This window comes from Mycobacterium paragordonae (assembly GCF_003614435.1).
GTDB classification, from domain to species: Bacteria; Actinomycetota; Actinomycetes; order Mycobacteriales; family Mycobacteriaceae; genus Mycobacterium; species Mycobacterium paragordonae.
Map to the genome: position 1 here is coordinate 600,428 of NZ_CP025546.1, position 13,917 is coordinate 614,344.

The following is a 13,917-nucleotide window of genomic DNA, read 5'->3' on the forward strand; positions in this document are numbered from 1 at the left end:
CTACGAGTCGGAAACGTCGACCACCAGCGCGGTGACGTTGTCCGGAGCGCCCTCGCCCCGGGCCGCCGCGATCAGCGCGGCGCACACTTCGCCGGGGTCGTCGTACTTGCCGAGAATCCGGGTCAACGTCGGTTCCTTGACGACGCCGTGTAAACCGTCGCTGCACAACAGGATCCGGTCTCCGTCGGACAGGTCCTGCGCGCTGGAGTCGGCTTTGGCCGGCGGCTTCATGCCCATGTACCGCGTCACCACATTGCGCACCCGCAGGTTCCCGGCGTCCTCGGCCTGCACCTGGTTCGCGTCCACCAGAGACTGCACCAGTGTGTGGTCGCGGGTGAGTTGAGTGAGCTGTCCGTCGCGCAGCAGATACGCACGGCTGTCACCGAGATGGGCCACCAGCGCGCGGGAGCCGACGATGACGACGGCCACCAGGGTGCTGTTGGCGCCCGCGAACCGGGAATCACTCTGCGCCTTGGTGTGCAGATCGTCGGAGAGTTCGGAGATGGCCCGGCCCAGGCGTTCGGGCGCGTCGGGGGCCTCGCGCTGGTCGGCCGGCAGGTGGTGGGCGACGTAGCGGGGCAGGATGTCGACCATGGTCTGGGCGGCCAGCGCCCCGTCGCGGCTGCCGCCGACTCCGTCGGCCACCATGAACAGGCGCTGGTCCGGGTCGGCGCCCCAGCGGTCCTGGTTGTCGGACCGTTCGCACCCGACGTCACTCAGTGCCGAATACCGGGTGGCATCCATTACGGCCCCCCAACCTGCAATCGCGCGATGACGGTGTCGCGCACCGCCGTGCGACGCGCCTTGCCGGCGTCGTCGCGCAGAGGGGCGTCGACGAACTCAACGATACGGGGCACCTTGTAGGCCGCCAGTCGGTCGGCGACGAAGCTGTGCACGGCCGCGGCGTCCAGGGTCGACCCGCGCGCCGTGTGCACGAGTGCATAGGGCACCTGGCCCAGATCGCCGTCGGGGACTCCAACGACCAAGCAGGACAACACTTCCGGGTGAGCCGACAGCGCGTTCTCGATCTCGGCCGGATAGACGTTGCGCCCCCCGACGGTGAACATGTCGACCCGCCGGTCCGACAGATACAAGAAGCCGTCAGCGTCGAAATAACCGAGGTCGCCCAGCGAATCCCAGCCGTCGCGCGACTTCGCGGTGGAGCCGATGTAGCGATACGTCGGCGCGCTGCCGGGGTTGGGGCGCATGTAGATCTCACCGACCACGCCGGGCGGGCATTCGTTGCCGTCGTCGTCGAGCACCTTCATCTCCCCGCTGACCACCTGCCCGACCGAGCCCGGGTGCGTCAGCCACTGATCCCCGGAAATGAAGGTCAACGCCTGTAACTCGGTGCCGCCGTAGAGTTCCCAGACCTTCTCGGGCCCGATCAGGTCGATCCAGGCCTGCTTGACCGCCGGAGGGCACGGCGCGGCCAGGTGCCACAACCGGCGCAGCGAGGACAGGTCGTACGATCCCGGATCGGCCCGGTACACCGGCAGCAGTCGCTGCATGATCGTCGGCACGGTGACCAGGAAGCTGACGCGGTGCCGCCCGATCGTCGCCAGGAATTCGTGCGGGTCGAACCGGCTCATCAACACCAGGTGCTGGCGCATGATCAGCGCGATCAGGGCGGTGGTGAACCCGGTGTTGTGCGTCAGCGGCACCGGCACCAGCGTGGTGTCGCCCTCCTGCATGCCCAGCGGGTAGCCGATCGCCGGCGGGACCCGACTGTCGCCGCCGGCTTCGATGAGCTTGGGCCGCCCGGTGCTGCCGCCCGACGCCATCGACTTCCAGCACGGTGACACCGCCTCGGGCAGCGCGGCATCCGAGGTCTCCGGGACGAAACCGGCTGGGACGCTTGGCGTTCCGGGATGATCCCGGCCTACCAGCAACGCCGAGCGGCGCAGCCCCAGCAGGCCTTCGAACTCGGCCTCCGGCAGGCGCGGGGACAAGGGCTGTGGCACCGCCCCCAGCTTCCAGCACGCCACTGCCGCCTGAATCCATTCCACCGAGTTGGGCAGCACGATCGTCACGTAGTCGCCGAGCCCCACGCCGCGTTCGGCGTAGGCGCGGGCCAGCCGGTTGGTCGAGCGGTCGAGCTCGGCTCGGGTGATGGTGTGTCCGTCGCAGCTGACGGCCGGCTCGTCCGGGGCGAGCGCGGCCAGCTGCGAAATCTGTGTTCCGATCGACGGGACCGTCACTGATAGGCGCCCTGCCGATCGAAGATTTTGCGCGGGTTCTCCACGAGCATGGTGTGGATCTGCTCATCGGTGACGCCGCGCTGCTGCAGCGCGGGAATGACGTCGTTGTGAATGTGCAGGTAGTGCCAGTTGGGCGCCATCTGCGGGACGAGCTCCTCGGGCAGCGCATCGAAGTAGCAGTTGGCGTCGTGGGACAACACCATCTTGTCGGCGTGGCCACGCTCGCACATGGTCGCCACGATCTGGACCCGCTCTTCGAAGGGCAGCAGCACGTCCAGACCGAACCGGTCCATTCCGAGGTACGACCCGGCGGAGATCAGCTCTTCGAGGTAGCCGACGTCGGTGCTGTCGCCGGAGTGCCCGATGATCACCCGCGTCAGGTCCACGCCTTCCTCTTCGAAGATGCGCTGCTGCTCGAGCCCGCGCCGCAGCCCGGCGTGGGTGTGGGTCGAGATCGGTACCCCGGTGCGCTTGTGGGCCTGGGCCACGGCACGCAACACCCGCTCGACGCCCGGGGTGATACCGGGTTCGTCGGTGGCACATTTGAGGATGCCGGCCTTGATGCCGGTATCGGCGATGCCCTGCTCGATGTCGCGGACGAACATGTCGGTCATGATCTCCGGGCCGTCGAGCATGCCGCCCGGTCCTTCGTAGTGGAACCGGAACGGAATGTCGTTGTAGGTGTAAAGCCCAGTCGCCACAACGATATTCAGCTCGGTCTGGGCGGCCACGCGGGCGATGCGCGGGATGTAGCGACCGAGACCGATCACCGTCAGGTCGACGATGGTGTCCACGCCGCGGGACTTCAGCTCATTGAGGCGGGCGACGGCGTCGGCCACCCGTTTCTCCTCGTCACCCCAGGCTTCGGGGTAGTTCAGGGCGATTTCGGTCGTCATGATGAACACGTGCTCGTGCATGAGCGTGACGCCGAGATCTGCGGTATCGATGGTTCCGCGGGCGGTATTAAGTTCTGACACGCCTTTGATGCTAGGTCGCTGCGGGGGCATTTTTAAGACCTACCAGTGTCGTCCTTGTACCGGCTTCGCAGGTATTGCAGTACGGTCGACCCGTCCTGAATCCGAAATCGCTCTGGAGCCACCCTCATGCTGCTCAATCCCAACAAATTGCAACGCAAGTACCCGGATGCCCGGTCGGGGGAGATCATGCAGGCCACGGTGGACTTCTTCGAGAACCGGGGTAAGGCGAAGCTGAAGCATGACGCACACGAGCGCGCCTGGTACACCGAGTTTCTCAACCACATCGGCGAGAACCGGATCTTCGCCTCGCTGCTGACCCCCGCGGAGTACGGCGCGGCCGACTGCCGCTGGGACACCTACCGCATCAGCGAGTTCGCCGAGATCATCGGTTTCTACGGGCTGAGCTACTGGTACCCCTTCCAGGTCACCGCGCTGGGTCTGGGCCCGATCTGGATGAGCGACAACGAGGACGCCAAGCGCAAGGCCGCCGCCCAGCTGGAACAGGGTGAGGTGTTCGCCTTCGGTCTGTCCGAGAAGGCGCACGGCGCCGACGTCTACCAGACCGACATGGTGCTGACCCCGTCCGAACACGGCTGGGTGGCAAACGGCGAGAAGTACTACATCGGCAACGCCAACGTGGCCCGGATGGTCTCCACGTTCGGCCGCATCGACGACGGTTCCAGCTCCCCGGAGTACGTCTTCTTCGCCGCGGACTCCCAGGACGACCGGTACGAATGCAAGAAGAACGTCGTCAACTCACAGAACTACGTGGCGAACTACGCCCTGCACGACTACCCGGTCACCGAGGCCGACCTGCTGCATCGCGGCATGGGCGCCTTCCACGCCGCGCTCAACACGGTGAACGTGTGCAAGTACAACCTGGGCTGGGGCTCGGTGGGCATGTGCACCCACGCCTTCTACGAGGCCATTACGCACGCCGCCAACCGCCACCTGTACGGCACCGTCGTCACCGACTTCAGCCACGTCCGGCGGCTGCTCACCGACTCCTACGCGCGGCTGGTCGCAATGCGACTGGTGTGCACCCGCGCGTCGGACTACATGCGCAGCGCGTCCGCTGACGACCGCCGCTACCTGCTGTACAGCCCGCTCACCAAGGCCAAGGTGACCAGCGAGGGGGAGCGGGTGATCACCGCACTGTTCGACGTCATCGCGGCCAAGGGCGTGGAGAAGGACATGTTCTTCGAAACCGTTGCCCAGGAGATCGGCATGCTGCCCCGCCTGGAGGGCACCGTCCACATCAACATCGGGCTGCTGGCCAAGTTCATGCCGAACTTCCTGTTCGCTCCTGACGCGTCGCTGCCGCTGATCGGCCGCCGCGACGATGACGCCGACGACACGTTCCTGTTCAACCAGGGGCCCACCGGCGGTCTGGGCAAGGTTCGGTTCCACGACTGGCGGGCGCCGTTCGAGAGCTACGGGCATCTGCCGAACGTCGCGCTGCTGCGTGAGCAGGTCGACGTGCTGGCCGAGATGCTCGCCGGCGCCACCCCCGATGCCGCGCAACAGAAGGACATCGACTTCGCCTTCGGCGTGGGCCAGATCTTCGCCCTGGTGCCCTACGCCCAGCTGATCCTGGAGGAAGCCCCGCTGACCGGCGTCGACGAGGCGCTGCTCGACGAGATCTTCGGGCTGCTGGTTCGCGACTTCAACACCTACGCCGTCGAACTGCACGACAAGGCCGCCACCACCGAAGAGCAGGCCGCGTTTGCGCTGCGGATGATCCGTCGCCCCGCCAACGACCCGGCGCGCTACGAGAGGGTGTGGAAGGAATTCGTGCTGCCTCTCAACGGGGCGTACGAGATGCGCCCTTAGGGCGGGTGCCGCCGCGCGTCCTTGACTGTGAGCTGTCTCACAGTATGATGACCAGCGGTCATTCACGGTGAGGGGAGGCGCATGCCGACGGTTACCTGGGCGCGTGTCGATCCGGCCCGCCGCGCGGCGGTCATCGAAGCCGCGGAGGCGGAGTTCGGCGCCCACGGGTTCTCCAACGGCAGCCTCAACGTCATCGCCCGGCGCGCCGGCGTGGCCAAAGGCAGTCTGTTCCAGTACTTCGCGGACAAGCGAGACCTCTACGCCTACATCGCCGATGTCGCCAGCCAGCGGGTGCGGAGCTACGTGGAAACGACGATCCGCGACATCGACCCGAGCCGGCCGTTCTTCGAATTCCTCACCGACCTGCTCGACGCCTGGGTCGCCTACTACGCCGAGCATCCCCGGGAACGGTCGCTGCACGCCGCCGCGACACTGGAGGTCGACACCGACGCCCGCATCAGCGTGCGCAACGTCGTCCACCGCCACTACTTGGAGGTGCTTCGGCCGCTGGTGACCGAGGCGCACCGGCGCGGCGATCTGCGTGAGGATTCCGACACCGACGCGTTGTTGTCGCTGCTGCTGATGATCTTCCCGCACCTGGCGCTGGCCCCGTACATGCGCGGTCTCGATCCGATCCTCGGTCTGGACGAACCGACTCCGGAGCAGCCGGCGCTCGCCGTGCGCCGGCTCGTTGCGGTGCTCTCGGACGCGTTCTCCGCGCCGCGCCCCGCCGTCAACCGGGCCCGATCAAAGGAGATTCTCAATGACGTTGTCAAGCCGCCGCGGCAGTAGTTGCGGTGGGTTGATATGGCGTGTGGTCGCGGAGCATTGCCCACAGGACGTTGAGGCGTCGTCGGGCCAGAGCGAGCACGGCTTGGGTGTGGGTTTTGCCTTCGGCGCGTTTGCGGTCGTAGTACGTGCGCGAGGCGGGGTCGGTGCGGATGGCGATTTGTGCCGACAGGTAGCAGCTGCGCAAGAGTCGGCGGTCGTAGCGTCGTGGGCGTTTGAGGTTGCCTGTGATGCGTCCGGAGTCGCGGGGAACCGGTGCCAGGCCGGAGACGCCGGCGAGGCGGTCGACGGAGTCGAATGCGCTCATGTCGCCGCCAGTGGCGGCCAGGAACTCTGCGGCGAGGGTGACGCCGAATCCGGGCATGCTCAGCAGGATTTCGGCGTGGCGGTGGCGGCGAAATCGCTCCTCGATCATCGTGTCGGTGTCGCCGATTTCGATGTCGAGGGCCATCACCTCCTTGGCCAGGCGAGCTACGACGGTGGCGGCCAATTGTTGTCCGGGCATGATGGTGTGCTGGGCGTTGGCCGCCGCCAGCGCTGTGGCTACGACGGCATCGACATTGCGAGCCTTCCGTTTGCGCAACCATGCAGCCAGGCGAGCAGCACCTGCACGGCGCAGCCCGTCGGGGGTCTGGTAGCTGCTGAGCAGCAGCAGCGCCGCCTTGCTGTTGCTGTAGTCAAATGCGCGTTCCAGGGCGGGGAAGTAGTCCAGCAGCTGGGCACGCAGCCGGTTGATTGCCCGCGTGCGATCGGCGACCAAATCAGCGCGTCGACTGGTCAAGATGCGCAGTTCGACCGCGATGTCATCACCGGCCCGCAACGGTTGCAGGTCGCGGCGCATCCGTGCCTGATCGGCGATAATCGCGGCGTCTTTGGCGTCGGTCTTGCCATCTCCGCGGTAACTAGCCGAGGCGTGGTAAATGGTTCTGCCGGGGATGTAGAGCAACCGCTGTTCAGCGGCCATCAACAAGCAGATCAACAATGCCGCCCCGCCGCCGTTGAGGTCGATCGCCCAGGTGAGCTCACCCCCATCGGCCAACGCCGCAACCGCCTTGATCAGCGCCAGCAGTGCGGCCTCGTCATTGGCGACCCGCTGGGAGAGCAATCGACTTCCCTCAGCATCAATGACCACACAGTGGTGATCAGACTTGCCAGCATCTACACCGGCCCACAGTTGTTGCGCCACAACCACCTCCGTCCTCGTCATAGGTGCCACCAACCCAACAGACGACCACGCCGGCGTGTCCTTACACAGCGATCACATCGCATCTCTCAATTAGCGGTCGAGTCGTCGCGGAACGCCGGGCGGCCAATCTCCTTCGGCCATCGAACACAGCAACCACATGAAAGCCATACCCGACGTCCCTGGGCAAATCGAAGCCTAAGGCAATACGCCCCGATCACCCTCCAAGAAAGGTAAGGATCACATGAACCGCACCCGCACCGGATCGATGGTGGCCGGCGGCCTCAACTGGGAGAGCCTGCCGTTGAAACTGTTCGCCGGCGGCAACGCCAAGTTCTGGAACCCGGCCGACATCGATTTCTCCCAGGACCGCGAGGACTGGCAGCAGCTGTCGGAACCCGAGCGCGACTATGCAATTCGGTTGTGCGCCCAGTTCATCGCCGGCGAGGAAGCGGTGACCGAGGACATCCAGCCCTTCATGGCCGCGATGCGCGCCGAGGGGCGGCTGGGTGACGAGATGTACCTGACGCAGTTCGCGTTCGAGGAGGCCAAGCACGTCCAGGTGTTCCGCCTCTGGCTCGACGCGGTCGGTGTCACGGACGATCTGCACGGCTACCTCGACCCGCTGCCGACCTACCGCGACATCTTCTACGACGAGTTGCCGGACTGTCTGAACGCGCTGACCGGTGATCCCTCGCCGGCGGCTCAGGTGCGGGCATCGGTCACCTACAACCACATCGTCGAAGGCATGCTGGCGCTCACCGGCTACTACGCGTGGAACAAGATCTGCGTCGAACGCGGCATCCTGCCGGGCATGCAGGAACTGGTCCGCCGCATCGGCGACGACGAACGCCGCCACATGGCCTGGGGAACGTTCACCTGTCGTCGCCACGTCGCGGCCGACGACGCCAACTGGACCGTGTTCGAGAACCGCATGAACGAGCTGATCCCGATGGCGCTGCGGCTCACCGAAGAGGGTTTCGAGCTGTACGGCGAGCATCCGCCGTTCGGCCTGAAGCCCGACGAGATGCTGCAGTACTCCACCGACAAGGGCATGCGACGGTTCGGCACCATCAGCAGTGCCCGCGGCCGCCCGGTGGGCGAGATCGATTTGGACTATTCGCCGGTGCAACTCGAGGACGAGTTCGCCGACGAAGACGAGCGCGCGCTGGCCGCGGTCAGCTAGCACGGGCAACTATTCGGCGCGGAAAGCTACTCGACCTTCTTGCTCCCGGCGGCCTCGCCGGTGTCGCTCTTGCCGACCCACACCGTCTTGGCGTTGCAGAACTCGCGAATGCCTAGACCCGCCAGCTCGCGTCCGTAACCGGACCGCTTGACTCCGCCGAACGGCAGCTCGGGATAGGACACCGTCATGCCATTGATGAACACGGCGCCGGCCACGATGTCGTCGATGAAGCGCTGCTGCTCGGCCTCGTCCTCGGTCCACGCGTTCGAGCCCAACCCGAACGTGGTCGCGTTGGCGATCTCGATCGCTTCGTCGATGTCGGCGGTCCGGTACACCGACGCGACGGGGCCGAAGACCTCCTCGGTGTAGAGCGCCATGTCCTTGGTGATGTCACTGATGACCGTCGGCGGGTAGAACCAGCCCGGCCGGTCGGGACGCTTACCGCCACAACGGATTACCGCACCCGCGGCGGCGGCGTCCTCGACCTGCTGGGCGATCTCGTCGCGACCCGATTCGGTGGCCAGCGGGCCGACGTCCGTGTCGGGGTCGGTCGGGTCACCGACTTTGAGCGCTTCAAACCGCTCGACGAACTTGTCCAGGAACTCGTCGTAGATGTCGGTGTGGACGATGAAGCGCTTGGCGGCGATGCAGGACTGCCCGTTGTTCTGCACCCGGCCGGTGACCGCTGTCTTCACCGCGGCGTCCAGATCCGCCGAGGGCATCACGATGAACGGGTCGCTGCCGCCGAGTTCGAGCACGGTCGGCTTGATCTCGTCCCCGGCGATGGCGCCCACCGACTGCCCGGCCGGTTCACTGCCCGTGAGGGTGGCGGCGGCCACGCGGGGATCGCGCAGGATCTTCTCGACGGCGCCGGAGGCGACGAGCAGTGTCTGGAAGCACCCGTCCGGGAACCCACCGCGCGCGATGACGTCGGCCAGGTACAGCGCGCACTGCGGGACGTTCGATGCGTGTTTGAGCAGCCCGACATTGCCGGCCATCAGCGCGGGCGCCGCGAACCGCACGGCCTGCCACAACGGGAAGTTCCACGGCATCACCGCCAGCACCACGCCGAGCGGTTGGTAGCGGGTGAAGGCACGGGATGCGTTCACCTTGCCGGCGTCGGCCGGCTCATCGGCGAGCAGCGCTTCGGCGTTCTCTGCGTAGTAGCGAAATCCCTTGGCACACTTGAGCACTTCCGCCTTGGCGCTGGCCAGCGTCTTGCCCATCTCCAGGGTCATGATGGCCGCGGTGTCGTCCGCCTCAGCCTCGAGCAGGTCGGCGGTGGCGTTTGCCCATTCGGCACGCTGGGCATAGGTGGTGTTGCGCCGGTAGTCCTGGAAGCGCGCGTAGGCGCGAGCTATTGCTTGCTCTACTTCGTCGTCGGTCGCGGGGGTGAAGGTTTTGACTGTCTCGCCGGTGGCCGGGTTGATGGTGGCGATGGGCACGCTGGCCCTCCTGTCGGGGTTGTCGTGAACCGTCCGACAACTAGCCTGCCACTATCTAGGAAACAGAGAGGTAGCGGATGTCCACACCGGCTGAGCTGATCGTCAAGTGCCTGGAAAACGAGGGTGTCGAAGTTGTCTTCGGAATACCCGGGGAAGAGAACATCCGCTTCATCAAGGCGCTCGCGGCCTCGAATATCCGCTATGTCCTCACCCGGCACGAGCAGGGCGCGGCCTTCATGGCCGAGATGTACGGCCGGGTCACCGGACGCGCGGCCGTGGTCTCGGCAACGTTGGGCCCGGGCGCGATCAACATGCAACTCGGCGTCGCGGACGCCACCACCAACAGCACCCCGATGGTCGCCATCTCGGCGCAGGTCGGTCAGGACCGCGAGTACAAGGAATCCCACCAGTACGTCGACCTGGTGTCGATGTTCGCGCCGATCACCCGGTGGTCCGCCGGAATCCCGACCGCACATGCCATACCCGAGATGGTCCGCAAGGCGTTCAAGGTCGCCGAGACCGAACGGCCGGCCGCGGTCTATCTCGCGGTGCCGGAACACATCGACGAGGATGCCGAGGATTACCCGGAGTTGGCGCCGTTGCCCCGCAATGTCGTTCGCGCCGACGCGCCGGCCGCCCGTCAGGTGGCGCGCGCGGTGGACATCCTGCGCTCGGCCCAACGGCCGGTGGTGCTCGCCGGGCACGGCGCCGCCCGCAGCGATGCAACCAAGGCGCTGATCCGGTTCTCCGAGGAGCTCGGAATCAAGGTCGCCAACAGCTTTCACGGCAAGGGTGTCATGCCCGACGACCATCCGAACGGCATTGGGACGCTGGGCTTCATGCGGCACGACTACGTCAACTTCGGGTTCGACAACGCCGATGTCGTCATCGCGGTCGGATACGAGTTGCAGGAATTCGATCCGGTCCGGATCAACCCGCAGGGCGACAAGAAGATCATCCACATCCATCGGTTCCCGGCCGAGGTGGACGCGCACTACTCGGTCGACGTCGGCATCATCGGCGACATCAGCGACTCGCTCAACCAGCTCACCGAGGCGATGGACGGGCGCCGCTTCGACGACGTGGAGGTACCCGGGTCGGGACTGTTGGACGAGGAATTCACTCGGGGACAACAGGATTCGCGCTTCCCGCTGGCGCCGCAGCGGGTGGTCGCCGACACCCGGGCGGCGCTGGGGCGCAGCGACGTCGTGCTGGTTGACACCGGCGCCACCAAGATGTGGATGGCGCGGCTCTACCCGACCTATGAGCGCAACACCTGTCTGATCTCAAACGGTCTGTCCACCATGGGTTTTGCGCTGCCCGGAGCGCTCGGGGTGAAGCTGGCGCAGCCGGAGTCGAAGGTGCTGACGGTGGTGGGCGACGGAGCTTTCCTGATGAACTCGCAGGAGATCGAGACGGCGGTGCGGGAGAAGATCCCGCTGGTGGTGCTGATCTGGGAGGACGGCGGCTACGGCTTGATCGAGTGGAAGATGGATCTCGAACTCGGCGAGCACCACTACGTGTCGTTCGGCAACCCCGATGTGGTCAAGTATGCGGAAAGCTTCGGCGCCAAGGGATATCGAATCAGCAGCGCCGAGGACTTGTTGCCGACGTTGCGGGCGGCGCTGGATGGCGACGGGGTGTCGCTGATCGCGTGCCCGGTCGACTATTCGGAGAACCTGCGGCTCACCGATCGGCTGGGGGAGCTGGACGAGACGCTGTAGTCATCCCTAAATCGATTCGGGTACCTCGACAATGACGTTGGTTGCCTTGACGATCGCCACGGCGATGCTGCCGGGCTGTAGCTTCAGTTCCTGGGCGGCCTCGGCGCTCATCAACGACACGACAGTGTGAGGTCCGCATTGCATTTCCACCTGAGCCATCACTTTGTCGCTGATTACTTTTGTGACCAGGCCGACGAAGCGGTTGCGGGCGGAACTGCTGCTGTTCAGCGGGTTCGATGGTGGTGGCGGCGCGTTGATACGCCAGAATTCAGCCAGAACGTCACCGGCGATCACCTTGCGTCCCGACTCGTCCTGCTCGACCGCCAACGTGCCCTGCTGGATCCATCGGCGCACGGTGTCGTCACTGACTCCAAGCAACTCCGCGGCTTGCTTGATCCTTAGTGTCGACACGGACGAATCCTACCGAGGTTGACGCTCAATGTTGTTTGACGACCGCCCGCGGTGCCGTCCTCCAGACCTGCCGGCCGTCGCGGCACTCGCGGGGCCGGTCTAAAAGTAGGACCGAACGGCCCTCCAGCAGCACCGGATGGACCCAGTCGCCGAGTTCGACCAGATCGCCGGTAGCGGGTCGGCGATGGCAGTCGTCACGAGCATCGTCGAGGGGGATGCGTGCGTAAAGATCGTCAATCGTCGCCTCGCCGGGCAGTTCATAAAGACCGGGCAGCGTGATGAACAATCCGTCATTGCCAGACAAGAACAGCCCGACCGCGGCCAGCGCACCCAACACGCCGTCCTGGGTTCCTCCGTGTCCGGAAAGGTGAATACCCAGCCGGGCAGCGAGTTCTCGAGCGTCTCGAGTGCACAGCACTTCACGTTTTGCCCGCTGACCGAATTCCACCAGCGCCGCGACATCGTCGACGCGACTTGGGACAGCCACGACGAGCCCTGGGTCGGCGGCGGGCGGGCAGACTCGTTCCAGAAAACGCCCGGCCAGCTCGATGACGTCGTTCAGCACCGACGCCGGGTCGTACGAGGCGCTTCGCCACATCAGGCAGGCACTGGAATTGTGGCTGGTGTAGGGAATTCGATCGTCCACCAGCAACTGGTGGCGGGTGGCACCGGCCGCGGTGCCCAGCAAGGCCGCGGTGAGCTCTTGCAGCAGTGCCCGCGCCCGGCGGCCGGTGCCCGGGCTGCGCAGATCGTCAGTGTCGTCTATGCCGATCAACAAATCGACGCCGGCCAGCGCGCGACTCATGAAATGGCCACCAGGACAACGACATCCCGGACCCACCGATCGCGAGGCAATCTAGGTCCGACGAGCTTGAGCGTGTTTCGCTTGGTGCGATTGAGGATGACATCGTCGGCGAGCTCCTGGGCACTCAATATCTGGGCGGGGTCGCGTCCTTCTACCCGGAGCCGGTCCACGTGCGCTACACCCGCGGCGCCGAGAATCGAGCGCACGCTGGGGCCTCGTTGAACCTGTGCGCCGTGCGACTGAGGTGTCTGGACGTCGACCTGGGGAAGGTCCCGCAACTGCTGCATGTTGAAACGCCGCAGCACCCGATCGTCTTGCTTGACCACCAGCGGTCCCGCTGTGTCCGGCATTGCGACGCACCCAGAGCCGCCGGCGGCGACCAGCATCATCGCCGAGATCGCCGCCAGGTGCTGACGCCCACACCGTGCGGTGTATGAATATCGCATATGCGGAGAATATGACTCATCCGATCCGCAAATCAGGACTACTGGGGCGTATTGTTCCGCATATGGTCCTGCCGCACAGCGCGCCCTCCGGCGCTGCGATGTCGGATGCCGAGACGTTTCTGCGGTTTACGTCTGCTCGGGAACTGGCATTTCCGCTGCTCGCGGTGGTTGGCATCGTCGGTTATGCGGACGTCCGGATCCCCATGGGGTTACCGGGACACCGCGGCCTGATCTGGCTGACCCTGTTGGTGGCGGTCTGCTTGACCAGCCGGCGGCGTTCGGCTGTGCTGGCGGTGGGTGCCACGGCGACGATCGCGACGATGTTTGCGGCCAGTCCGGCCGGTGCAGGAAGCGTGCGTTACGTGGCTGCCGCGGCCCTGCTGTACACGATTTGTGCTGTACCGATGGCGCGGCGACATCGATGGGTGGTCGCGCTGGCTGCGGCGCCGGTGCACCTTGTGTCGCTTGCCAATTCGATGCCGGCCTTGATCGGCACCGAGTCATGGGGTGAGAAGGTGTTGTTCCACTTGGGTTTTGGCCTGGCGGCGGGCGTCCTCGCGTGGGTGATCGCTGCCGTGGTGAGAGGCGTGGACAAGGGGAAGTGCTCATGACCTTGAGAATTGTTCCCGAAGGTCTCGCGATGACCAGTGCGGCCGTCGAGGCGATCGCTGCCCGGCTGGCTGCCGCACATGCGGCTGCCGCCCCAGTGATCTCGGTGGTGTTGCCTCCTGCAGTAGATCCGGTCTCGGTACAGGCCGCGCTGAACTTCAGCGAGGAAGGCACCCAGCACGAAGCGGCGGTCGCCGCAGGTCTCGAGGTGTTGGGTCGAGCCGCTGCCGGGGTGACCGCCGCAGCAACGAGTTATGTCCTGGGAGATACAACGGCGGCAGCGACGTACCTGGGCGCGGGCGGCTGAC

Annotated in this window: 14 protein-coding genes; 6 read left to right on the plus strand and 8 right to left on the minus strand. The window is 65.8% G+C overall.

The genetic code is table 11. The annotated features are described in order from the left end of the window. Genes C0J29_RS02735 through C0J29_RS02745 form a run of 3 tightly spaced genes read right to left on the minus strand, consistent with a single transcriptional unit; the run spans position 1 to position 3,178 of the window. Entirely contained in the window at positions 1 to 744 is a 744-nt protein-coding gene (locus tag C0J29_RS02735; protein ID WP_120791457.1) for a PP2C family protein-serine/threonine phosphatase, read from the minus strand. Further along, the gene (locus C0J29_RS02740) at positions 744 to 2,201 is read right to left on the minus strand and encodes an AMP-binding protein (protein ID WP_120791458.1); all 1,458 of its coding nucleotides are present in this window, start codon (positions 2,199 to 2,201) and stop codon (positions 744 to 746) included. The genes C0J29_RS02735 and C0J29_RS02740 overlap by 1 nt, the downstream gene beginning before the upstream one ends. Beyond that, on the minus strand, positions 2,198 to 3,178 hold the full coding sequence (locus C0J29_RS02745; RefSeq protein WP_065042491.1) for a phosphotriesterase family protein: 981 nt from the start codon (positions 3,176 to 3,178) through the stop codon (positions 2,198 to 2,200). The genes C0J29_RS02740 and C0J29_RS02745 overlap by 4 nt, the downstream gene beginning before the upstream one ends. Positions 3,179 to 3,304: 126 nt before the next feature. On the opposite strand from C0J29_RS02745, the gene C0J29_RS02750 reads away from it, so the two are divergent. Both C0J29_RS02750 and C0J29_RS02755 read left to right on the plus strand, forming a co-directional pair. Next, the gene (locus C0J29_RS02750; RefSeq protein WP_120791459.1) at positions 3,305 to 5,011 is read left to right on the plus strand and encodes an acyl-CoA dehydrogenase family protein; all 1,707 of its coding nucleotides are present in this window, start codon (positions 3,305 to 3,307) and stop codon (positions 5,009 to 5,011) included. Between the two features lie 81 nt (positions 5,012 to 5,092). Continuing rightward, positions 5,093 to 5,803 (plus strand): TetR/AcrR family transcriptional regulator, encoded by a 711-nt coding sequence (locus C0J29_RS02755; RefSeq protein ID WP_120791460.1) that lies wholly within the window; start codon positions 5,093 to 5,095, stop codon positions 5,801 to 5,803. Here C0J29_RS02755 and C0J29_RS02760 read toward each other — a convergent pair. Next, positions 5,784 to 6,986 carry an IS110 family RNA-guided transposase gene (locus C0J29_RS02760; protein WP_174814885.1) on the minus strand — a complete coding sequence of 401 codons (1,203 nt, stop codon included), beginning with the start codon at positions 6,984 to 6,986 and terminating at the stop codon, positions 5,784 to 5,786. The two genes, C0J29_RS02755 and C0J29_RS02760, sit on opposite strands and share 20 nt — an antisense overlap. Before the next feature lie 241 nt (positions 6,987 to 7,227). On the opposite strand from C0J29_RS02760, the gene C0J29_RS02770 reads away from it, so the two are divergent. After that, positions 7,228 to 8,169, plus strand: coding sequence for a R2-like ligand-binding oxidase (locus tag C0J29_RS02770; RefSeq protein WP_065045636.1), 942 nt, complete (start codon positions 7,228 to 7,230; stop codon positions 8,167 to 8,169). Between the two features lie 26 nt (positions 8,170 to 8,195). On the opposite strand, the gene C0J29_RS02775 is transcribed toward C0J29_RS02770, so the two are convergent. Beyond that, positions 8,196 to 9,614: an NADP-dependent succinic semialdehyde dehydrogenase gene (locus C0J29_RS02775; protein ID WP_065045637.1), complete on the minus strand. Its 1,419-nt coding sequence runs from the start codon at positions 9,612 to 9,614 to the stop codon at positions 8,196 to 8,198. 77 nt (positions 9,615 to 9,691) lie between these two features. Between C0J29_RS02775 and C0J29_RS02780 the strand changes: the two genes are divergently transcribed. Beyond that, on the plus strand, positions 9,692 to 11,338 hold the full coding sequence (locus C0J29_RS02780; protein WP_120791461.1) for an acetolactate synthase large subunit: 1,647 nt from the start codon (positions 9,692 to 9,694) through the stop codon (positions 11,336 to 11,338). A 6-nt stretch (positions 11,339 to 11,344) separates the two neighbouring features. Here C0J29_RS02780 and C0J29_RS02785 read toward each other — a convergent pair whose 3' ends face one another. The 3 genes from C0J29_RS02785 to C0J29_RS02795 are packed head-to-tail and all read right to left on the minus strand — an operon-like array spanning position 11,345 to position 12,943. Continuing rightward, on the minus strand, positions 11,345 to 11,749 hold the full coding sequence (locus C0J29_RS02785) for a TOBE domain-containing protein (RefSeq protein WP_120791462.1): 405 nt from the start codon (positions 11,747 to 11,749) through the stop codon (positions 11,345 to 11,347). Positions 11,750 to 11,774: 25 nt separating this feature from the next. Then, positions 11,775 to 12,554 carry a hypothetical protein gene (locus C0J29_RS02790; RefSeq protein ID WP_120791463.1) on the minus strand — a complete coding sequence of 260 codons (780 nt, stop codon included), beginning with the start codon at positions 12,552 to 12,554 and terminating at the stop codon, positions 11,775 to 11,777. Further along, a complete protein-coding gene (locus C0J29_RS02795) occupies positions 12,551 to 12,943 on the minus strand; it encodes a hypothetical protein (RefSeq protein WP_306255680.1) in 393 nt (130 codons plus the stop codon). The genes C0J29_RS02790 and C0J29_RS02795 overlap by 4 nt, the downstream gene beginning before the upstream one ends. Positions 12,944 to 13,062: 119 nt before the next feature. Here C0J29_RS02795 and C0J29_RS02800 point away from each other — a divergent pair, with 119 nt between their 5' ends. Further along, positions 13,063 to 13,611: a hypothetical protein gene (locus tag C0J29_RS02800; RefSeq protein ID WP_242460342.1), complete on the plus strand. Its 549-nt coding sequence runs from the start codon at positions 13,063 to 13,065 to the stop codon at positions 13,609 to 13,611. After that, positions 13,608 to 13,916 (plus strand): PE family protein, encoded by a 309-nt coding sequence (locus C0J29_RS02805; protein WP_120794511.1) that lies wholly within the window; start codon positions 13,608 to 13,610, stop codon positions 13,914 to 13,916. Before C0J29_RS02800 ends, C0J29_RS02805 begins: the two co-directional genes overlap by 4 nt. Position 13,917: the final 1 nt, after the last annotated feature.

What these genes read in the sequence shown, in the direction of transcription:
- C0J29_RS02750 (WP_120791459.1), top strand. Translation starts at nt 3,305, where the DNA reads ATGCTGCTCAATCCCAACAAATTGCAACGCAAGTACCCGGATGCCCGG.
- C0J29_RS02800 (WP_242460342.1), top strand. Translation starts at nt 13,063, where the DNA reads ATGGTCCTGCCGCACAGCGCGCCCTCCGGCGCTGCGATGTCGGATGCC.
- C0J29_RS02805 (WP_120794511.1), top strand. Translation starts at nt 13,608, where the DNA reads ATGACCTTGAGAATTGTTCCCGAAGGTCTCGCGATGACCAGTGCGGCC.
- C0J29_RS02735 (WP_120791457.1), bottom strand. Translation starts at nt 744, where the DNA reads ATGGATGCCACCCGGTATTCGGCACTGAGTGACGTCGGGTGCGAACGG.
- C0J29_RS02755 (WP_120791460.1), top strand. Translation starts at nt 5,093, where the DNA reads ATGCCGACGGTTACCTGGGCGCGTGTCGATCCGGCCCGCCGCGCGGCG.
- C0J29_RS02790 (WP_120791463.1), bottom strand. Translation starts at nt 12,554, where the DNA reads ATGAGTCGCGCGCTGGCCGGCGTCGATTTGTTGATCGGCATAGACGAC.
- C0J29_RS02780 (WP_120791461.1), top strand. Translation starts at nt 9,692, where the DNA reads ATGTCCACACCGGCTGAGCTGATCGTCAAGTGCCTGGAAAACGAGGGT.
- C0J29_RS02770 (WP_065045636.1), top strand. Translation starts at nt 7,228, where the DNA reads ATGAACCGCACCCGCACCGGATCGATGGTGGCCGGCGGCCTCAACTGG.
- C0J29_RS02795 (WP_306255680.1), bottom strand. Translation starts at nt 12,943, where the DNA reads ATGATGCTGGTCGCCGCCGGCGGCTCTGGGTGCGTCGCAATGCCGGAC.